This is a genomic window from Terribacillus sp. FSL K6-0262 (assembly GCF_037977385.1).
Taxonomy (GTDB): Bacteria; Bacillota; Bacilli; order Bacillales; family Amphibacillaceae; genus Terribacillus.
Window position 1 is genome coordinate 3,254,710 of sequence record NZ_CP150277.1, and the last position, 20,428, is coordinate 3,275,137.

At 47.7% G+C, this 20,428-nt stretch carries 24 protein-coding genes; 22 read left to right on the plus strand and 2 right to left on the minus strand.

The window, feature by feature from the left end:
- The first annotated feature begins 2 nt into the window (after positions 1 to 2).
- The 16 genes from menG (at position 3) to MHI54_RS16805 (ending at position 13,963) form a co-directional block, all read left to right on the plus strand.
- The gene (gene menG, locus MHI54_RS16730; RefSeq protein WP_095215262.1) at positions 3 to 722 is read left to right on the plus strand and encodes a demethylmenaquinone methyltransferase; all 720 of its coding nucleotides are present in this window, start codon (positions 3 to 5) and stop codon (positions 720 to 722) included.
- 35 nt (positions 723 to 757) lie between these two features.
- A complete protein-coding gene (hepT, locus tag MHI54_RS16735) occupies positions 758 to 1,732 on the plus strand; it encodes a heptaprenyl diphosphate synthase component II (RefSeq protein ID WP_095215261.1) in 975 nt (324 codons plus the stop codon).
- Positions 1,733 to 1,798: 66 nt separating this feature from the next.
- Complete coding sequence (gene ndk / locus MHI54_RS16740; protein ID WP_095215393.1) at positions 1,799 to 2,248, plus strand: nucleoside-diphosphate kinase; 450 nt, start codon at positions 1,799 to 1,801, stop codon at positions 2,246 to 2,248.
- A gap of 103 nt (positions 2,249 to 2,351) precedes the next feature.
- Positions 2,352 to 3,134, plus strand: a complete 783-nt coding sequence (locus MHI54_RS16745) for a protein-glutamate O-methyltransferase CheR (protein ID WP_095215260.1) — start codon at positions 2,352 to 2,354, stop codon at positions 3,132 to 3,134.
- Between the two features lie 349 nt (positions 3,135 to 3,483).
- The gene (locus tag MHI54_RS16750) at positions 3,484 to 3,762 is read left to right on the plus strand and encodes a MerR family transcriptional regulator (RefSeq protein WP_340082054.1); all 279 of its coding nucleotides are present in this window, start codon (positions 3,484 to 3,486) and stop codon (positions 3,760 to 3,762) included.
- A 127-nt stretch (positions 3,763 to 3,889) separates the two neighbouring features.
- Positions 3,890 to 5,056 (plus strand): chorismate synthase, encoded by a 1,167-nt coding sequence (gene aroC / locus MHI54_RS16755; RefSeq protein ID WP_340082055.1) that lies wholly within the window; start codon positions 3,890 to 3,892, stop codon positions 5,054 to 5,056.
- Positions 5,056 to 6,135 carry a 3-dehydroquinate synthase gene (gene aroB / locus MHI54_RS16760; RefSeq protein ID WP_095215258.1) on the plus strand — a complete coding sequence of 360 codons (1,080 nt, stop codon included), beginning with the start codon at positions 5,056 to 5,058 and terminating at the stop codon, positions 6,133 to 6,135. Before aroC ends, aroB begins: the two co-directional genes overlap by 1 nt.
- Entirely contained in the window at positions 6,132 to 6,506 is a 375-nt protein-coding gene (gene aroH / locus MHI54_RS16765; RefSeq protein WP_095215257.1) for a chorismate mutase, read from the plus strand. Before aroB ends, aroH begins: the two co-directional genes overlap by 4 nt.
- Entirely contained in the window at positions 6,503 to 7,603 is a 1,101-nt protein-coding gene (gene hisC, locus MHI54_RS16770; RefSeq protein ID WP_095215256.1) for a histidinol-phosphate transaminase, read from the plus strand. The genes aroH and hisC overlap by 4 nt, the downstream gene beginning before the upstream one ends.
- Before the next feature lies 1 nt (position 7,604).
- Positions 7,605 to 8,702, plus strand: coding sequence for a prephenate dehydrogenase (locus MHI54_RS16775; RefSeq protein ID WP_340082056.1), 1,098 nt, complete (start codon positions 7,605 to 7,607; stop codon positions 8,700 to 8,702).
- Positions 8,703 to 8,713: 11 nt separating this feature from the next.
- A complete protein-coding gene (gene aroA / locus MHI54_RS16780; protein ID WP_095215391.1) occupies positions 8,714 to 10,003 on the plus strand; it encodes a 3-phosphoshikimate 1-carboxyvinyltransferase in 1,290 nt (429 codons plus the stop codon).
- A gap of 121 nt (positions 10,004 to 10,124) precedes the next feature.
- Positions 10,125 to 11,378: a tetratricopeptide repeat protein gene (locus MHI54_RS16785; protein ID WP_095215254.1), complete on the plus strand. Its 1,254-nt coding sequence runs from the start codon at positions 10,125 to 10,127 to the stop codon at positions 11,376 to 11,378.
- A 44-nt stretch (positions 11,379 to 11,422) separates the two neighbouring features.
- Entirely contained in the window at positions 11,423 to 11,992 is a 570-nt protein-coding gene (locus MHI54_RS16790) for a ReoY family proteolytic degradation factor (RefSeq protein ID WP_095215253.1), read from the plus strand.
- A gap of 245 nt (positions 11,993 to 12,237) precedes the next feature.
- Positions 12,238 to 12,819, plus strand: a complete 582-nt coding sequence (locus tag MHI54_RS16795; protein WP_095215252.1) for a DUF1405 domain-containing protein — start codon at positions 12,238 to 12,240, stop codon at positions 12,817 to 12,819.
- 70 nt (positions 12,820 to 12,889) lie between these two features.
- The gene (locus tag MHI54_RS16800; protein WP_095215251.1) at positions 12,890 to 13,210 is read left to right on the plus strand and encodes a sporulation protein YpjB; all 321 of its coding nucleotides are present in this window, start codon (positions 12,890 to 12,892) and stop codon (positions 13,208 to 13,210) included.
- Positions 13,211 to 13,276: 66 nt separating this feature from the next.
- Positions 13,277 to 13,963, plus strand: a complete 687-nt coding sequence (locus MHI54_RS16805) for a zinc metallopeptidase (protein WP_095215250.1) — start codon at positions 13,277 to 13,279, stop codon at positions 13,961 to 13,963.
- Between the two features lie 28 nt (positions 13,964 to 13,991).
- Here MHI54_RS16805 and MHI54_RS16810 read toward each other — a convergent pair whose 3' ends face one another.
- Together MHI54_RS16810 and MHI54_RS16815 are read right to left on the minus strand one after the other, a co-directional pair.
- Complete coding sequence (locus tag MHI54_RS16810) at positions 13,992 to 14,516, minus strand: type 1 glutamine amidotransferase domain-containing protein (protein WP_095215249.1); 525 nt, start codon at positions 14,514 to 14,516, stop codon at positions 13,992 to 13,994.
- 66 nt (positions 14,517 to 14,582) lie between these two features.
- The gene (locus MHI54_RS16815; RefSeq protein ID WP_095215248.1) at positions 14,583 to 15,455 is read right to left on the minus strand and encodes a YitT family protein; all 873 of its coding nucleotides are present in this window, start codon (positions 15,453 to 15,455) and stop codon (positions 14,583 to 14,585) included.
- Between the two features lie 144 nt (positions 15,456 to 15,599).
- Here MHI54_RS16815 and MHI54_RS16820 point away from each other — a divergent pair, with 144 nt between their 5' ends.
- The 6 genes from MHI54_RS16820 to MHI54_RS16845 are packed head-to-tail and all read left to right on the plus strand — an operon-like array spanning position 15,600 to position 20,427.
- A complete protein-coding gene (locus MHI54_RS16820; protein ID WP_095215247.1) occupies positions 15,600 to 15,950 on the plus strand; it encodes a nucleotide pyrophosphohydrolase in 351 nt (116 codons plus the stop codon).
- Positions 15,943 to 16,749 carry a 4-hydroxy-tetrahydrodipicolinate reductase gene (dapB, locus tag MHI54_RS16825; protein ID WP_095215246.1) on the plus strand — a complete coding sequence of 269 codons (807 nt, stop codon included), beginning with the start codon at positions 15,943 to 15,945 and terminating at the stop codon, positions 16,747 to 16,749. Before MHI54_RS16820 ends, dapB begins: the two co-directional genes overlap by 8 nt.
- Before the next feature lie 10 nt (positions 16,750 to 16,759).
- Positions 16,760 to 17,173: a methylglyoxal synthase gene (gene mgsA, locus MHI54_RS16830; protein WP_095215245.1), complete on the plus strand. Its 414-nt coding sequence runs from the start codon at positions 16,760 to 16,762 to the stop codon at positions 17,171 to 17,173.
- Positions 17,170 to 18,297, plus strand: a complete 1,128-nt coding sequence (bshA, locus tag MHI54_RS16835; RefSeq protein WP_095215244.1) for an N-acetyl-alpha-D-glucosaminyl L-malate synthase BshA — start codon at positions 17,170 to 17,172, stop codon at positions 18,295 to 18,297. Before mgsA ends, bshA begins: the two co-directional genes overlap by 4 nt.
- The gene (locus MHI54_RS16840) at positions 18,294 to 19,463 is read left to right on the plus strand and encodes a CCA tRNA nucleotidyltransferase (RefSeq protein WP_340082057.1); all 1,170 of its coding nucleotides are present in this window, start codon (positions 18,294 to 18,296) and stop codon (positions 19,461 to 19,463) included. The genes bshA and MHI54_RS16840 overlap by 4 nt, the downstream gene beginning before the upstream one ends.
- A complete protein-coding gene (locus tag MHI54_RS16845; protein ID WP_095215242.1) occupies positions 19,447 to 20,427 on the plus strand; it encodes a biotin--[acetyl-CoA-carboxylase] ligase in 981 nt (326 codons plus the stop codon). Before MHI54_RS16840 ends, MHI54_RS16845 begins: the two co-directional genes overlap by 17 nt.
- The last annotated feature ends 1 nt before the right edge of the window (position 20,428 follow it).

Consider the following 20,428-nt stretch of genomic DNA (forward strand, 5'->3'; position numbering starts at 1 on the left):
TTATGGCACAAGAAACGAAAGAACAGCGTGTACATCACGTTTTCGAAAAGATATATGACCGCTATGATTTTATGAATTCCGTCATCTCATTCAGGCGTCATCGTGCCTGGAGACGAAGTGTGATGAAGAAAATGCAGGTACAGCCTGGCGATAAAGCATTGGATGTATGCTGCGGGACTGGGGATTGGTCCTTTTCCCTTGCGAAGGCCGTCGGCCCAAAAGGACAAGTGACAGGTCTTGATTTCAGCAAAAATATGTTATCTGTAGCCGAAAAGAAAAATAAGGAAAATCCGCATGAGCAGCTATCATTTATCTGGGGTAATGCAATGGAACTGCCCTTTGAGGATGATTCCTTTGATTTCGTGACCATCGGTTTTGGCTTGCGGAATGTCCCGGACTATCTCCAGGTATTGAAGGAGATGCACCGGGTGGTGAAGCCTGGAGGCAAGGTCGTGTGTTTGGAAACATCACAGCCTACGATGGCCGGATTTAAACAGATGTATTATTTTTATTTCAAGCGGATCATGCCAGTGCTTGGTAAGCTTTTGGCGAAAAGTTATGATGAATACAGCTGGCTGCAGGAGTCTGCAAAGGACTTCCCGGGTAAGAAGGAGCTCCGTGCATTATTCCAGCAGGCAGGACTGACGAACGTGAAGATTAAGACATATACCGGCGGTGTAGCGGCTATGCACATGGGAGAGAAGCCTGCGGTAAGGAGCTGACTGGTGTTATGTCTGGACGGATGAAGGTGACATGAATGAAACTACCGATGATCTACTCATATTTAAAGAAGGACTTGGACAAGATCGAGGATGCGATGACCAAGACGATTCGGGCAGAGCATCCCGTCCTGGAGGATGCGTCGGTACAGCTTCTCCGTGCCGGAGGGAAACGGATTCGGCCGGTTTTCGTTTTACTGAGCGGGAAGTTCGGTACATATGAGCTTCCTCGGATCCAAACAGTTGCGGTCGCACTAGAATTGATTCATATGGCATCACTGGTCCACGATGATGTCATCGATGACGCTGAACTCCGTCGGGGAAAACCGACAGTGAAAGCTCAATGGGATAATAAAGTGGCCATGTATGCAGGGGATTATATCTTCGCCCGTTCCCTGGAATATCTCTCGAAGCTAGAAGAACCGAGGGCGCATAAAATCCTTGCGCATACAATAGTGGAGCTTTGCATCGGAGAAGTGGAACAAATCAGGGATAAATATCGGATTGAGCAGCATCTGAAGGATTACCTCCGGCGTATCCGCAGGAAGACGGCAATCCTCATCGCTGCAAGTGCACGCCTTGGTGCGATTGCCTCTGGAGCCCCGCTGGGCTATGAGCGCGCATTGTACCGATACGGCTATTATGTAGGGATGAGCTATCAAATCATCGATGATGTGCTCGATTTTACAGCATCCGAGGCTGAACTGGGCAAACCGGCCGGGGGCGATTTGCTGCAGGGCAATATGACGCTTCCTGCCCTCATTGCTTGCGAGGAGGATCGCTTCTTCAAGGAACGGCTCACACAGGCTTTCCGTGAGCCGGAAGCACTCGATAGGGAAGCCCTGAAGCCATTTATCGAGCATATCAAAGCGTCCGATGCCATCGACAGGTCCCTTGCCATCAGTGACCGTTATTTGGAGAAGGCATACCGGGAATTGGATAAATTGCCGCCGACAAGAGACCGGAATACACTGAAACAAATAGCCAGGCATATAGGTAAGCGCAGCTCCTGATTGTAAACCGCTTACATATTTGCTATTATAATTGTGAAAATGATAACAAAGGGAGCTGTAATGAAAATGGAAAAAACATTTTTGATGGTGAAACCGGATGGCGTACAGCGCGGGCTGATTGGCGAAATCGTTACAAGATTCGAAAAGAAGGGCTTAAAGCTCCTGGCGGGGAAGATGATGGTTGTGTCGGAGGAACAGGCTAAGACGCATTACATAGAACATGAAAGCAAGCCCTTTTTCGACTCACTGATAAGCTACATTACATCCGGTCCCGTATTTGCGATGGTCTGGGAAGGCAAGGATGCTATTAAGCTGACCCGGAGTATGATCGGGGCAACGAAACCAACCGAAGCAGCACCTGGTACGATCAGAGGCGATTATGCAGTCGAAATGAGCCGCAACCTTATCCATGGCTCTGACAGTGCAGAAAGCGCTGAACGTGAAATAGCGAATATGTTCGAACCAAATGAACTGATCCAATACGAGCAAGTAATGGCTGAATACTTATATGAATGAGGAAAGCAGGCAGAAATGCCTGCTTTTTTATTATTTTTTGCTACCACCAATCATTTATATGCAGTAAAATAGAACCAGATACATATAGACAGGAGAACATGACGTGGCAGCAGATTATGAATATTTTGTAGAGCAGATTAAAGCAAATACAGGCATTGATTTAGCCCAATATAAAGAAGCACAGATGCTGAGGCGTCTGACCACGCTTCGGGAAAAAAGAGGCTACAAGGATTTCAAGGCATACTTCCAGGCAATCCGCAGTGATGAAGCGCTCATGGATGAGTTCCTGGATCGCATGACCATCAATGTGTCTGAATTTTACCGTAATTATCAGCGGTGGGAAGTTCTGGAGCGACGCATTCTCCCTGAGCTGCTTAAAAAGAAGAAGCCGCTGAAAATCTGGAGTGCAGCTTGTTCCACTGGAGAGGAGCCTTATACATTGGCCATCCTGCTTGATCGATATGCCAAAGGAACAGCTTTCACGATCCATGCAACCGATCTGGATCAACGAGTCCTGGAAAAGGCGAAAATCGGAAAATACAATGAAAGGGCATTGAAAGAAATGCCAGCGGCAATCAAATCGGCTTATTTCACCCAAGAGGGCCCCATATTCCAAATCAAGGAAGAATTGAAACAGCATATTCAATTCAAACAGCATAATCTGCTTGCGGATGCCTACGATACCAATTATGATCTTATCATCTGTCGGAATGTCCTCATTTACTTTACAGAAGAGGCGAAGGCAGATATTTATCACAAGTTCAGCAAGTCATTGGCGCACAGGGGCTATTTATTCGTTGGGAGTACCGAGCAGATATTCAATCCGAATAATTACGGACTGGGTGCAGTGGACACATTCTTCTATCAAAAGCAAAAAGCAGACTAGGCATATATGCATGGTCTGTTTTTTATTAATCCTCGATCTTAACTTGAAACATGATGATTTACGAATGTCAGCAGGAAGAAGGAAATGGAAAACACCGCAGGAAGCCAATGATGCAGGATTTGATCAAATGGCATAGGAACCTGGATCGACAGCTGTGAGGGTGAAAGAAATGATGCTGTCATGATCGTCGCAATGACAATACGGAAAAGGATGCGGTGATTTTTTCGTTTACAAGCTTGTTCGTGCTGTTTTTGTAACTAATCTCCGATATTTTTATGTAATCTTCATAAGTTGTCAAATATGCATTATAACGTATAATGGGCTTACATCGACAAAAGGAGTGGAGGCAGTGGATGAAATAGATTATGGATTGCTGAAGCAAATGGCAGTGACGATAGGGGAAGCATCCAAAATAAGTGATATCCCGATTCGCAAGCTGCGCTATTGGGAAGAAAAAGGCTATATTGACAGCGCGGAAGAAAAAACGAATGCAACGAGAAGATTCGATTATTATGCAATCAAGAAAATCATCCTGATGAAAGAATTGATCGAAGATGGGTATACAGTCGAAGCTGCTTCCCAAAAAGCAGAAACCCGTATGAAGAAGCTTCGGGAAGTATTTGGATGAACGAAACAGAAAATAATGGCAAGTTGGTTCGTGTTCGGAAATATTGTCAGAATTGTTCCCACTTAAGAAACAAGTTATGTTATAGTATATAAAATTACAAAGATACAGAAATGACGGAGGAATATACATGCGCTACTTAACTGCAGGTGAATCACATGGCAAACAGCTTACAACCATCGTAGAAGGTGTTCCTTCCTATTTACCATTGACTGCAGCGGATATCAATGCATCCCTGCTGGAAAGACAGAAGGGGCATGGCCGGGGCAAACGGATGCAGATCGAAAAAGACTTGGTCGATATTGTCGGCGGTGTCCGTCATGGCTACACCCTGGGATCACCGATTGCAATGGTTATACATAATGACGATTTCAAGCACTGGATAGATGTGATGGGGGAAGACCCTGTGGAAGATCCCCAGGCGGTCCGGCGGATTGTCACACGCCCAAGACCCGGGCACGCAGATTTGAACGGTGCCTTGAAATATGGCCACCGGGATATGAGGAATGTATTGGAGCGATCCTCGGCACGGGAGACTGCCGCGCGTGTGGCAGCCGGTGCAGTTGCCAAGAAGCTTCTGGCTGAACTGGATATCCATATTGTCGGATACACGAAGGAGATTGCCGGCATCAAGGCAGCCGAGTTCCCGGAATATACATATGAAGAAAGAGACAGTATTTCAAAAGCTTCTTCCGTCCGCTGCCTTGATCCACAGGCTTCCCAGAAGATGACAGAAGCAATCGATCAGGCGAAAAAGGATGGGGACTCCATCGGCGGTGTCGTGGAGGTTTATGTAGAAGGCTTGCCGGCGGGCATCGGCTCATACGTCCATTATGACCGTAAGCTTGATGGCCGCATTGCAGGTGCAGTGGCAAGCATCAATGCCTTCAAAGGTGTGGAATTCGGCATCGGGTTCGAAGCTGCCAGACTGCCAGGCAGCCAGGTGCACGATGAAATTGCCTGGGATAAAGAAAAAGGCTATTACCGCAAAACGAACAGGCTCGGAGGTTTGGAAGGCGGTATGACAACAGGGATGCCGCTCATCGTCAAAGGTGTCATGAAACCGATCCCGACACTTTATAAGCCATTGCAGAGTGTGGATATAGAAACGAAAGAACCGTTCAATGCCAGCATCGAACGTTCGGACAGCTGTGCAGTACCGGCAGCAGCACTGGTAATGGAGCATGTTGTCGCTTTCGAGATTGCCAAAGCGATTTTGGAGCAGTTCCCGAATGACCAGTTCCCCAAGCTCAAGGAAGCAATCAAAAACTATCGGGAAGAAATCAGGGTGTTCTGATGGAACAGATTACAGTCAAAGCCAGTCAATCAAGTTATCAGGTTTCTGTTGGAGCCGGAATCAGGCATAAATTGGCTGAATTCCTTCCCAAGTCTTATCAAAATGTATTCATTGTGTCGGATACGAGCATTGCTCCGCATTATCTGGATGATTATATCGCTTCCCTTCTGCCGACTGCGAAAGTGACGAAGAAAATCATCGAACCAGGCGAAGCGGCGAAAAGCAAGGATATGTATTTCGATATATTGGATAGCATGTTTGAAGCGCAGCTTGATCGGAAAGCGCTGGTCCTTGCTCTCGGAGGAGGGGTCATCGGGGACCTGGCCGGATTTGTCGCAAGCACATATATGAGGGGGATTGATTTCATCCAGCTCCCGACGACGATACTTGCACATGATTCAAGTGTCGGCGGTAAAGTCGCGATCAATCATGAGACCGGCAAAAATCTGATCGGAAGCTTCTATCCTCCAGTGGCTGTTGTCTATGATGTCGATACCATCAAGACTCTTCCGGAAAAGGAAGTGCGGAGCGGCTATGCGGAACTGATCAAAGAAGCATATATCGGGGATGCTGCATTCCTGGACCAGCTGTTTGCACGAGAGAAGCTTGATAAGGAAAACGAGGATCAGCTTATAAAGGATTTGTCACTGGGCATCAAGGTGAAAACGAAAATCGTTGAAGCCGACGAAAAAGAGAATGACCTGCGCAAATTCTTGAATCTCGGACATACACTTGGCCATGCGATTGAAGCCGAGGCAGGCTATGGCACGTTTACGCATGGGGAAGCTGTCGCGATCGGCATGCTGTTCGCCCTTGAATTAAGTGAAAAAAGATTCGGTGCAGATTTGCGATTGAATGAATTCCGCAGCTGGCTGGAGCGCAATCAGTATCCTTTGCATGTACCTGATTTTCCTGCGGAGAGGCTCATCAAAAGGATGCAGATGGATAAGAAATCGGAAAATGGGGAAGTCCATATGGTCCTGCTGCAGGAAATCGGATATCCGGTGACGGAAAAGATCGATCATGGTCAACTTCACGAGGCTGTCACATCTTTCCTGGAGAGGATGAGCAGCGTATGATCCGAGGGTTCAGGGGAGCCACGACTGTGGCGGAAAATGAAGAAAACCAAATCATCGAAGCTACCGCAGCGATGCTGGATGAGATGGTCACGAAGAATGCCATCGAGCCTGAGGATGTCGTTCAAGTGCTCATTTCAGCGACGCCTGATCTGACCAAGGCTTTCCCAGCAAAAGCAATGCGTGTCTTCCGTGATGATTGGACTTATGTACCTGTCATGTGCATGCAGGAGCTGGCAATCGAAGGTGGTCTGCCGAAATGCATCAGGGTGATGCTGACGGCACGCACGGACTTGGCTCAGCAGGAGATCCGGCATGTCTATCATAACCAAGCTATCCTATTACGTCCCGATTTGAAGGAGGAGCATCAATGAAAGCAAAACAGATTTTGAATGAGCTGACGGCTTACAAACCAGGTAAACCGATGGAGGAGGTTCGGAAGGAATTCGGATTGGACCGGATCGTGAAACTTGCATCCAATGAAAATCCATATGGTTTTTCCCCGAAAGTGAAAGAGGCTTTGCCGACATTTGCCGATGATCAGGAAATCTATCCGGACGGATACGGTACTGCATTGAAAGAGAAATTGGCAGAGCATTTCGGTGTGGGAGTGGACCAAATCGTACTTGGAGCAGGCTCTGATGAAATCATCATGATGCTCTGCCGGACATTCCTGGCTCCTGGTTTGAATACGGTAATGGCGCACCCATCCTTCTCCCAATACCCGCATCATGCTTTGATAGAAGGAGCGGAGGTACGATCCATTGAAACAAAGGATGGATTCCACGATCTTCCTGCCATGCTGGAAGCAATCGACGAAAAGACAGGAATCGTTTGGCTCTGCACACCTAATAATCCTACTGGCAATCATATTGCCAAAGCAGAATTCGAAAACTTCCTCCGTCAGGTTCCGAAAGAAGTATTGGTGGTGGCTGATGAAGCATATATCGAGTTCCTGGAAACGGATGACTACTTCGATACCCTTGCTGCATTGGACGAATACCCCAACCTGATAACGCTGAGGACATTTTCCAAAGCATACGGGCTTGCCGCGCTCCGTGTAGGGTATGGCATCGGCCATCCGGAAGTGATCCATAAAATCAATGTGGTCAGAAGCCCATTCAATAATACGACGATTGCACAGAAAGCTGCTATTGTAGCCCTGGATGATCAGGATTTCATCAAGGAGTCGATCGCGAAGAACAATCAAGTCAAGCATACCTTCCTGGCTTTCTGTGATGCGCACCAAATCAAATATTACGAATCACACACAAACTTCGTACTTATTTATGATTTGCCTGTAAGCGGCGATGCTGTCTTCCAGCATATGCTTTCCAAAGGATTCATCGTCCGTTCCGGCGATGCGCTCGGTATGCCGAACAGTGTCCGCATCTCACTCGGTAATGCACAGGATATGGCTGAATTCACTGTTTTGCTTGAGCAATTCCTGGCAAGTGTGAAAGAAAGCTGATATGGAAACAGTTGTTATCGCGGGACTCGGCTTGATAGGCGGCTCGCTTGCCCGTAATATCCGGCAGCATAAAGAGGTGCATCTGATCGGGGTGGATCACAAGGAAAGTACATTGAAATATGCTCTTCAGCATGGGATTATCGATGAAGCATCGGCCTCTTTTCAAGCGGCTGTCCAAAAGGCTGATATCATTTTGCTTGCTGCCCCCGTTTCCAAGTCAGTCGAGCTCCTCCAAGAGCTTGATGATATGAAATTGGAAAAGGAAGTGCTTGTCACGGATGTATCTTCCGTCAAAGGACCGATTTTCCGCCAAGCGGCTTCCTTGCGTTCGGATAAAATCGTCTTCGTCGGTGGTCATCCGATGGCTGGTTCCCACAAACATGGGATCGAGGCGTCCAAAGCACATCTTTTCGAGAACGCCATCTATGTCCTGACACCGGTGAAGCGCGCTGAAGAAAGCGATCTCGATCGGCTGAAGGATCTCTTGGATGGTACCAAAAGCACCTTCATCACTTTGACTGCCGAGGAACACGATGAAATGACAGGAGTCGTCTCCCATTTCCCGCATCTGATTGCATCGGCATTGGTGCAGCAGGCTAAGAAATGGGAAACGAAGCATAGCTTTCTGCCAAAATTGGCAGCAGGCGGATTCAGGGACATCACGCGCATCGCTTCCAGCAATCCAGGCATGTGGCAGGATATCTTCTTTCAGAATAAAGAAAAGATGGCGCTCCTGCTTGATGATTGGATCGAGGAAATGCAAAAATTCCGGAAGCTTCTGCTGGAGGATCATAAACAAGAAATACATACCTATCTGGAAGAAGCGAAGCATTACCGGGATGGTTTGGAACCTCGGAAAAAAGGTGCGATTCCAGGCTACTATGATCTATACGTCGATATCACCGACCAGCCAGGCGCCCTGCAAAAGGTACTGACCATTATTGCCGACGCTGGATTGAGTATCGTCAATATTCAGATACTCGAGCTTCGGGAAGGCCTGACAGGTGTCCTTCGACTCAGTTTCGCCGAACAGAAAATTCAGCTCAAGGCGAAGGGTGTACTGGAAGTATTCGGTTATGAAGTGAAGATAGAAGATTGAAGGTGAAAACAGTGACAGATATTCGATTGCAGCCGACAGGGAAAGGGTTATCGGGTTCCATTACCGTCCCCGGGGATAAATCCATTTCCCATCGGAGCATCATTTTTGGTTCTTTAGCCAAGGGGAAAACGACTGTCCGGCATTTCCTGAGCGGTGAGGATTGCCTTCGGACAATCGATGCCTTCCGGGCGTTAGGCGTTTCGATTGAGCAGGATGGCGATACCGTCATCATTGAGAGTGAAGGGAAGGACAGCTTCCAGGAACCATTGCAGCCGATTTACTTCGGTAATTCAGGAACAACGGCACGTCTTCTGCTTGGGGTTTTCGCTGCCTTGCCATTCCATATCACAGCATATGGGGATGCGTCCTTGACGAAGCGGCCAATGGACCGTGTCGTCCTGCCGCTCCGTCAAATGGGTGCGAAAATCAACGGGCGCGAACAAGGCAAGTATTTACCGTTGGCAGTTGACGGACAGAAGCTGTCGGAGCTTACATATCATACACCTGTCAAAAGCGCGCAGGTAAAATCCGCTTTGCTGCTGGCTGGTCTCTTAGCCGAGGGTGAAACCAGGATTTCAGAAGATGTCAAAACAAGGGACCATACCGAGCAGATGCTGAAAAGCTTCGGGGCAAACATCGATGTGAACGGGACGAGTGTCACGGTTCAAGGCGGACAGCAGCTCATCGGCACCGATGTGTATGTGCCGGGGGATATTTCTTCGGCGGCGTTTTTCCTTGCTGCCGCCAGCATGGTACCGGGCAGCGATATCACCTTGACCAATACCGGACTCAACGAGACACGCACCGGCATCCTGGATGTACTGCAAGACATGGGTGCCGATATGGAAATCAGGGAGCATAAGATCGAAGCTGGTGAGCGGATCGGGGATATCAGGATCCGGTATCGTCCATTGAAAGGAATCGAGATCGGCGGTGATATCATTCCGCGGCTTATCGATGAATTGCCTATCTTGGCCTTGCTCGCTACCCAAGCCGATGGAGATACGATTATCAAAGATGCCGAAGAACTCCGGTTCAAGGAAACCGATCGAATTGAAGCCATTGCAGCTACACTGTCAAGCTTTGGGGCGGCAGTGGAAACGACGCCTGATGGCATGCGGATTCCGGGGAGCCAATCCCTGCAAGGTGCATCAGCGGATTCCTTTGGTGATCATCGTATCGGAATGATGATTGCCATTGCCAGTTTGATTGCCCGGGGAGAAACTGTCCTTACTGATGCAGACAGCATCAATATCTCTTATCCATCATTTTTTGCGGATCTGCGGGCGCTGCAAAATTGAATATGTCTGGTTCCCAGCAGGGAATCAGGCTTTTTTACTGTTCTAAAGCCCTGGCTTTAGGTTACACTGAAGAAAGACTTAAAAAGCTAAAGAAGCGCGTAAATAGAAGGAAGTGTCAGAAATGGAAGAATTGCAAAAAGCGATAACATATATGGAGAACGACCAGCCCAAGGAAGCGGTGGATACATTGGAGGCATATTTGCCGCGCGCCAATGAAGAAGAGAAATTTACCATTGCCGAATTGTATATGCAATGGGGCCTGCATGAACAAGCAAAAGCCGTCCTTCTTCAGCTGGAGCAGATGTTCCCGGATGAAATGGAGCTTAAAATGATGCTGGCCGAGCTTCATATCGATTTGAATGAAGACCAAGAAGCAATCGATAAGCTTGATCAGATTGTCGAGGATGAGGACTATTTTGTACCGGCTCAAATTCAGCTTGCTGATTTATATCAAGCTCAAGGATTATTCGAAGTGGCAGAACAGAAATTACTTGCCGCCAAACGTTTCGATCCATCTGAATCAGTCATCGATCTGGCATTGGGTGAACTGTCGCTATCAACCGGCTCTTATTTGAAGGCGATCACGTATTACGAAAAAATTTATGAAAAAGAGACCGTAATGGGGGATATCGATATTGCCCTTCGTTTAGCCGAAGCTTATGCAGCAACGGGTGAATTCGAAAAAGCATTGACTTATTACCAGGAAACGGATGTCGAGGACGTGGAGCAGCTATTCAGCTATGGTTTCACTGCGTTCAAGCTATCCAGATACGACATTGCCATCAACATTTGGGAAAAGCTTCTCAAAGAAGAAGCTGATTATCTGTCTGTCTATGAGTATCTGGCCAAAGCCTATGAAGAAGAGGGTTTGATCGAGAAAGCTTTTGAAACGGCGGAAAAAGGTTTGGCGCTGGATGAATATAACCAAAAGCTTTATTTCACTGCGGGCCGTCTTGCCAGACAGCTGGGAAGGAATGACCGCAGCTACTTCCTGATCCGTCATGCAATCGCGCTCGATCCGGGCTACAAAGAAGCAATTCTATATTTGATCGAGAATTTCAAGCTTGATGAAGATCATGAGGCAATCATCGAGTTATTGACACATATCCTGGAGACAGATGAAGAAGATGCAGCGTACCGCTGGGAGCTGGCACGTGCCTATAATGAAACGGAAAACTTCGATGAGGCATTAAACGCATACAGGGAAGCATATACTAACTTCAAAGATGATAGCGATTTTCTAAAAGAATACGGATATTTCCTATTGGAAGAAGGGAGGATGCAAGAGGCTGTCGAAATACTTAAAGAGTATCTTCGCCTGGAGCCATCGGATATCGAAGTAGAAGAGAATATCAACCGGCTCTTGTCTCAATAAATGCATTGAATTGAAATCATTTCGCTTTCTGGGAGGGGGCACATATGAATATTTCCGTTACCATGCAAGATAAGAAAACGTTCATTCGCTGGTTTTTGGATAATTACCAATTGAAGCGCAGGGAAAGTGTCTGGATCTTGAACTACTTGATCAATCATGATTCGTTTCTTGATAATGTACATTTCATCCGCGAAGCAAGATTCAGTCCCAGAGGAATCATCATATCCGCCCATTGTTCAGATGAAGTGCCGTTTCGTTTTTATAAGGACAATATCGTTACGACCGATGCGGAAAAATCATTCCATGATATCCGCATGAACAAGAAAGATCCTGTCTATATTCAACTCAATTTCAAGAATTCCCATCAGAGCATGGAATACGTTGCAGTGCTTGAGGATAATCCATTCCTGCCGGAGGATCATTATGTCACAAAAGAAGACCGGCAGCTGGCAGCGAAACTTCTCGACGCATCGCATTATCAATACAAGAAGAAAAAACTGCAAGAAGCAATTGATTTGGCTCTTGATAAGAGGGATGAAGATAAATTTCGCTTATTAAGCAAGGCGATGCGTCAATTGAAAGAAGAGGCGGAAGATAAAATTGAACATATTTAAATAGATGCGCCGTAACGGCGCATCTATTTTTTTCTTTCTTGTTTAAAGTGCCGGGACAGATGCGTCAATTGAAAGAAGAGGCGGAAGATAAAATTGAACATATTTAAATAGATGCGCCGTAACGGCGCATCTATTTTTTTCTTTCTTGTTTAAAGTGCCGGGACAAAAGATATTCTGCTAAAATAAAGTGACTGCCCATCGCAGGGCAGGGGAATACATAATCGAAATGAAAGGACAAGCACATCATGTATCGTCTTCTTTTCCATCGTTATAGTATCTTGTTATTATTCATCATCAATCTTTTTGGAACGATTTATGGATATATCTGGTACGGCTGGCAGCTTAAAATCACGCCGGCGATTTTCCTTCCCTTTGTGCCGGATAGTCCGACGGCCAGCCTCTTTTTTACGATATTCCTAGGTTTATTGTTAATCGGGAAACAGAACGGTTATATCGAAGCTCTGGCAGTCGTCTCTTTGTTCAAGTACGGCATATGGGCCGTCGTGATGAATCTTTTGACGCTGGCAGTCGCCGGAACACTTTCCTGGCAGGGATATATGCTCATAGCTTCCCATTTCGCCATGGCTGTCCAGGGTATTCTGTATGCCCCGCTTTATCGCGTGAAATTGCGTCATCTGGCATTGGCTGCCATTGTCGTCCTGCATAATGATATCATTGACTATGTTTTCGGTATGATGCCGATATATGGCAATTTGACGGATTACAGTGATGTGATTGGGTATTTCACCTTCTGGCTTAGCATCGTTTCCATTTTCGTCGGTTATATCGTCACACAGCGGAAATCATCACGCAATCCAAATAAATGAGGCGGATACCGACATATCCAGGGGCTTTCCAGCATAGGCTGTAGGAACATCTAAAAAAGAGGGGATGCTTATGAAAAAGCTGCTTCTCGTCATCGTCCTGACAGCCTCTTTTTTTGTACTTGCCAACATTGCCGATATCATGCTGCAGCCGCAAACAGAGGCGCTATCGTCATCTTCCGACAAAATGCTTCAAACGTTTGATCAACAATTCCATACACTTCCTGCATACTTGTATAGCGTTGCAGTACCTGATAAAAGCAGTTATGGAACGGGGCGTTTCTGGGGAATACTTGGTATTAGTGCAAGCATAGTAGGGACGCTTATTTATGTCGGCTATAAGAAGTATCGAGCCGAAAATGACAAAAGTGTGAACAAGGATCCCAATAGTTGATTTTTTTTGAATTCTTGACTAAAATTGACCTTAATAAGTTCCAAATATTTTTATGGAGGAATGTATATGTCACTAGGTGCTTATATTATCTATATAGCACTTCTTCTGATTATCCCGTTATGGGCTCAATCGAAGGTTAAAAGTACGTACAAAAAATATTCGAAAGTAGAAACGTCTTCTCTGATGACTGGTGCACAGGTTGCGAGAAAGATCCTTGATGATAACGGCATTTATGATGTGCAGATCGAGGAAACACGTGGTATGCTGTCCGACCACTATGATCCTCGCCATAAAGTTGTCCGTCTGTCCACTGATAACTATCATGGCCACTCCATGGCAGCAGCGGCTGTCTCTGCCCACGAAGTAGGACACGCAATCCAGGACGCAGAAGGGTACGGCTTCCTGAAATTCCGTACAGCGCTTGCTCCGGCAGCTGCTTGGGGGAATAACCTTTCCTTCCTGCTTATCATTGCAGGTGCGATCTTTGGAGCTCTGAGTCTGGTGGGATGGGGTATCGCGCTATTCAGTATCGCGGTATTGTTCCAGCTTGTCACCTTGCCGGTCGAGTTCAATGCATCGAACCGCGCGATGGCTCAGCTGGTTTCCACCGGAATCATCCGGAATGATGAAGAACGCTCTACGAAGAAAGTGTTGAATGCGGCAGCGATGACTTATGTTGCAGCAGCTCTGGTAGCAGTTGCCGAGCTTGTACGCTTCATCCTCATGTTCTTTGTAGGCAATAGCGAAGAATAAGAATAGGCATCCCGCGGGATGCCTTTTTTTATTGGGTCTGTATGACCTTGATCAGTTCCCGGAGATAGTCGGGCAAATCAGGCGGACGGCGGCTGCTCACGATATGGCCATCGACGACGACTGCTTCATCATGCCAGATGGCGCCGGCATTCGTCATGTCATCTTTGATTCCGGGGGTGCTCGTCACGTTCACACCTTTCAGTATACCGGCAGAGATCAACACCCAGCCCGCATGGCATATTTGCCCGATCGGTTTTTTGTGGCTGTGAAAATGACGGGTGATTTCCAAAACACTATGGAAACGGCGCAGTTTATCCGGCGACCAGCCTCCTGGTACGAGCAATGCATCATACTCATCCGGAATGACTTCCTCGAACGCTGCATCCGACGTGGCCGGAACACCATATTTCCCTTTGTACACCATATTGGCAGCTTCCCCTGCCAAACGGACTTCCGCACCAGCCTCGCGCAGTCTCAGGACGGGATACCATAACTCCAAATCTTCAAAATCATCACTTACAAAAGAAAGTATCTTTTTACCGGTAAGCTCCATCATCACACCTCTTTCGTTTATTCCTCTCCACTTTATCAATACATTCGCATGAATGCATGCAAAAAGCTAATCTGTGTGATAGGGCTTTTTATTTTCATCGAGTGTAAAACCTTCGCCCATCACATCGTGCACCTCACTGAGTGCCACAAAAGCATGCGGGTCGACCGAGGTGATGATTGCTTTGAGTTTGACGATTTCGTTCCGGGCGACGACACAATAGAGGACATCCCTCTTTTCACCGGTGAAACTGCCCCTGCCGTCAAGGACGGTGACACCCCGGTCCATCTGTTTTAAAATTTGATTGGCGATGGCGGCGCTTTGCGTGGAGATGATGGTCGCACCTCTTGCCGAGTAGGCGCCTTCCTGGATGAAATCGATGACTCTGGCGCCGACAAAGACAGCGACCAGAGTATACATACCCCGAATCAGATCAAGATAGGTGAGTACGGAGGTGACGATGACGATTGCATCGAACATGAACATCGTCCGCCCCATCGTCCAGCCGGCATACTTATTGGCCAGCCGGGCAATGATGTCGACTCCGCCCGTGGTACCGCCATAACGGAAAATGATCCCGAGCCCGACACCGATGAATACCCCGGCTAATAGCGAGGCAATCAGCAAATCATTCCCTAAATCAATATGGAGGGAATACGTTTGGAATAAGCGGAGGAAGAGGGAAACAGCCACTGTCCCGATGATCGTATAAGCAAATGTCGTCCGGCCGAGGAATTTCCAGCCGATCAAAAACAGCGGGATGTTCAGCACCAGGTTCGTAATAGCCGGATCCCAGTCAAATTCGAATAGTAAAATGAGCGTAATCCCGGTGAATCCGCCTTCCCCGAGTTTATTCGCAATATTGAAATGGACAATGCCGAATGAAAAGATGGCTGCACCCAACAGGATGAACAGGATGTTCTTCAAACGCAGTCTTAACATGGTCTACCTCCTAAAATGACAATTCCTTCTATATTATAGACAACAAAGACCTTCTCTACAAATATGCCTCATAGGTAAAAACATTTGTCAAACGCCTTATTTTTAGGCTAACATGGTAATGATACAGTGAAAGGAAGAAAGCGCATGAGTACAGTATATACGACCAAGGAAATACAAGAGCGGGTCGACGCTTATATTTCCCAATTCAAAGAAGGTTATTTCTCACCGCTCAGCATGCTTGCCCGCATGACCGAAGAAGTGGGGGAGCTGGCCAGGGAAGTGAATCATACATATGGCGAAAAGCCAAAGAAAGCAAGTGAAGCGGACAATACGGTGACGGATGAACTCGGAGATATCATCTTTGTACTGACCAGCTTTGCCAACTCCCTTGATATCGACCTGTCTGAAGCATTCGAGAAATCGATGACGAAGTTCGAAACAAGGGACAAAGACAGATGGACGAAGAAGACACAGGAGGATTTACAGAATGACTAAAGATACTATTAGGATCATCGTGGCTGGACCAAGAGGCCGGATGGGCTCGGAAGCATTGCAGCTTATAGAGCGGACGGCTCATTTTGAGCTTGTCGGAGCTATCGACCGAAGAAATGGAGGCAAGCGCATTGCCGATATCGACGGTTTGACAGCAAGCGATGCCGTCATCTATGAGGATGCTGCGGCGTGCCTGCGTGAGGTCGATGCGGATGTGCTGATCGACTTGACTGTACCGGAGACAGGCTACAAACATATGAAGCTTGCCATCGAACATGGCGTACGTCCCGTAGTCGGTACTTCCGGGTTCACCGAAGGACAAGTGCAAGAGCTGCAGCAGCTAAGTGAAGAGAAGGGGATCGGAGCGATCATCGCACCTAACTTTGCAATCGGAGCAGTGCTCATGATGCAATTTGCCAAGCAGGCAGCCAAATACTTCCCGACAGTGGAAATCATCGAAAAGCATCATGACCAGAAGCTTGACGCACCGAGCGGCACCGCAGTGAAAACGGCACAGCTCATTCAGGAAGTACGGAAACCGGCCAAACAAGGACATCCGGATGAGAAAGAGACGATCCCTGGGGCACGGGGGGCGGATATCGATGGCATGCGGATCCATAGTGTACGTCTTCCAGGACTTGTTGCACACCAGGAAGTCATTTTCGGTGCACCTGGGGAGCAATTCACTGTCAAGCATGATTCTTTCAACCGTGCGTCGTTTATGTCTGGTGTAGAGCTTGCGGTGGAGCGTGTCATGAAGATGGACATACTGGCATACGGTTTAGAAAATATACTGGAATGAGGCGGTAGACATGCATATTGCTTTAATTGCCCACGACAAGAAAAAACCTGAAATGGTCCGATTCACGATTGCATATAAGGAAATGCTGAAAAAACACACCCTGTATGCTACAGGGACAACCGGCACACGCATCAAGGAAGCCACAGGCTTACCGGTGGAATTGTTCCAGTCCGGCCCGCTTGGAGGGGATCAGCAGATCGGTGCCCGTATTGCAACGAATCAAATGGATCTGATCATCTTCTTCCGGGATCCGCTGACAGCACAGCCGCATGAACCTGATGTAAGTGCGCTTATGAGATTATGTGATGTGCATCGCATTCCGCTTGCCACCAATCTGGCAGCAGCCGAAATATTCATCCGCGGATTGGACCGGGGCGATTTCGATTGGCGCCAGATCATCCGGGACCGTGAGCCGGAACTATGAAAAAGCTGAAAATCGGAATCACATGTTATCCGACGCTTGGCGGTTCAGGCGTGATTGCGACAGAGCTCGGCAAGAAGCTGGCCAAAAAGGGACACGACATTCATTTCATTACATCCAGTGTCCCTTTCCGGCTCGATATGCTGCTTCCAAATGTATTTTTCCATGAAGTGGAGATGAGTCATTACCCTGTCTTCCAGTACCCGCCATATGACCTTGTATTGGCTAATAAGATGGCAGAGGTAATCGATGAAGAAAAATTGGATGTCTTGCATGTCCATTACGCCGTTCCCCACGCAATTTGCGCGATCTTGGCCAAAGCCATCGCCAAGCATGATGTCAAAATCGTGACGACCTTGCATGGTACGGATATCACAGTACTCGGAATTGATAATGGCTTGCGCAAAATGATCATCCATGCGATCGAGGAAAGCGATGTCGTCACTGCCGTCTCGGAGAGTCTTGTGAAACAGACCAGGGAAATGCTTGACGTGGCAAGTCCGATCGATGTCGTTTATAATTTTGTGGATGAAGAAGTGTACCGGCCGGCTGATGTGGGCGAAGTGAGGGAGCAGTTCGGCATCACAGAAGACGAGAAAGTACTCGTACATATAAGCAATTTCCGTAAAGTCAAGCGTGTACAGGATGTTGTACAGGTTTTTTCGTATGTACAAGAAAAACTGCCCGCAAAATTGCTGCTGATCGGGGACGGCCCCGAGTACTCCGATATTCTGCGGGATGTGCAGCAGCGCGGGCTGGAGGATCAGGTTCTGTTCCTGGGCAAACGTAATAACGTGGCTGCCCTTTTAAATATGGCAGATATCATGCTGCTCCCTTCTGAAAAGGAGAGTTTCGGATTGGTTCTTTTGGAAGCGATGGCTTGCGGTGTACCTTGCATCGGAACGGATGTCGGGGGTATACCTGAGGTGATCGTGCATGGGAAGAACGGCTTTACGGCACAGCTGGGGGATGTGGAGCAAATGGGAGACTTTGCGATGGATCTGTTGACGGATGAAAGGCTTTGGCAGCAGTTTTCCGAAGCATCGATCCAGCATGCAGCCGAAGCCTTCCATTCGGATAAGATTGTTGCGCAATACGAAGCAATTTATGAAGAGGTTTTACAATGAAAATATTCGAAAAAGCATTCCGGGTCATGGAGCAGCTTGAGAACCATGGCTATGAAGCATATCTGGTCGGAGGCGCGGTGCGCGATCATCTCATCGGAAAACAGGTCGGGGACTTGGATATTGCAACATCGGCTACACCCAGCCAGGTGATGCAAGTCTTCGATAAAGTCATCCCGATTGGTATCGAACACGGAACCGTACTCGTTCGATTTGAGAAGGAGAGTTTTGAAATCACGACTTTCCGGACAGAGGGTGCATATTCCGATCATCGTCATCCCGACAATGTGAACTTCGTTGAGGATGTCACAGCGGATCTTGCACGGCGTGATTATACGGTCAATGCAATTGCGATGAACAAAGACGGAGAATTGGTGGATCCATTTGATGGAAGGAGCGCTATCGGGAATAAAGAGCTGATCACTGTCGGCAACGCCTTCGACCGTTTTCAGGAGGATCCTTTGCGGATGATGCGCGGGGTGCGATTTGTTTCCCAGCTGGGGTACAGGCTGGATGACGACGCCCGCAAAGTAATGGAGGAGCAGCGTTTGTGGCTGTCACGCATAGCGATCGAGCGTGTGGCGATCGAGATGGATAAATTATGCGCCGGTAAACATGTGAAAACGGCGGTACAGCTCCTCGAATCAACCAATTTATGGGAAGCAATGCCGATCTTCCATGATCATCCTGACCTGATGGGCAAAGTGGCGTCAAGGATCAAGCCTCTGGGAAGTCTGGCAGAATGGATAGCCCTTTGTTCTTTTTTGAGCGGCAGGTCCGTCATGGATTGGGTGAAAGAATGGAAGCTCTCCAACAGCATCAAACAAGATGCTCAAAACCTCGTACAGATGATTCAGGGCGATTTCGATGCATGGTCTGTTTACCAGCTGCCGGCGCATCTTGATGCCGGCTTTTGCCGTTTAATGGAGATCTGCAAGGATAGAGATGTGCAGGATGAACTTTCTTTCCTCAGGAGAAAGCTGCCTATCCGTCATACCTCGGAGCTTGCTATATCCGGCGGGGATTTGATCAGCTGGTTCCCTGATAGGAAAAAAGGAAGCTGGATCCGTGATCTATTGCATGCTTGTGAAAAAGCAGTGGTGGAGAATCGGATCGAAAATGAAAAAGAACGGCTGAAGGAGTGGATCATCCGTGAACACGACGCGTAATCGGCTCATCAGAATCCTTCAGGAACATAGGACTTCGTATGTCTCCGGTCAGTACTTATCCGAACAGCTTGGCATATCCAGGGCTGCTGTATGGAAGCATATGAAAGCATTGGAGGCGGATGGATATGCGATAGATGCCATCCCGCGCAAGGGCTACCAGGTACGGCAATCACCAGATAAGCTAAGTAAAAATACGCTTAACTGGCAGCTTGATACCAAATGGATCGGTCGCAAGATCATATTTGAAGAACAGCTTGAATCGACTCAAATCCTGGCAAAATCATTGGCCGATCAAGGTGCAGTCCATGGTACGGTTGTGATAGCCGACCAACAGACCGGCGGTAAGGGTACGAAGGGGCGCAGCTGGCATTCTCCTGCAGGTACCGGCATTTGGATGAGTTTGATCATCCGGCCGGAATTCGGACCGCGAGAGGCTGCACAGCTTACGCTGGCTGCTGCAGTGGCCATTGCGCGTGCATTCCGTAAGAATGGCATCGATGCGGCCATCAAATGGCCGAATGACATTTACCTGGGTGGTAAAAAGCTTGCCGGGATTTTGACTGAAATGCAGGCAGAGCAGGATTATATTCAGCATATCGTACTCGGTATCGGCATCAATATAAACCAGACCGCGACGGAAATTGCACCGGATATCCGGCATAAAGCAACTTCCTTGCGTATCGAAACGGATAAGGAATGGAACAGGCAGGAACTGGTTCATCTTATTTGGAAAGAGTTTGAGGAAGTCTATTCGCTCTATACAAAAAGAGGTTTTCAAGTCATCCGGGACGAATGGATGCAGTATGCGCTGCGTCTCGGACATCGAGTAAAAGCAACTGCCCCGTCCGCTGTGTTTGAAGCGGTTTTCAAAGGTATCGGGGAGGACGGCGAGCTTTTGTTGGAAAATGACGATGGCAGTCTAGAGAGACTGTTTTCTGCCGAATTGGAATGGAAAGAGGAGTAGT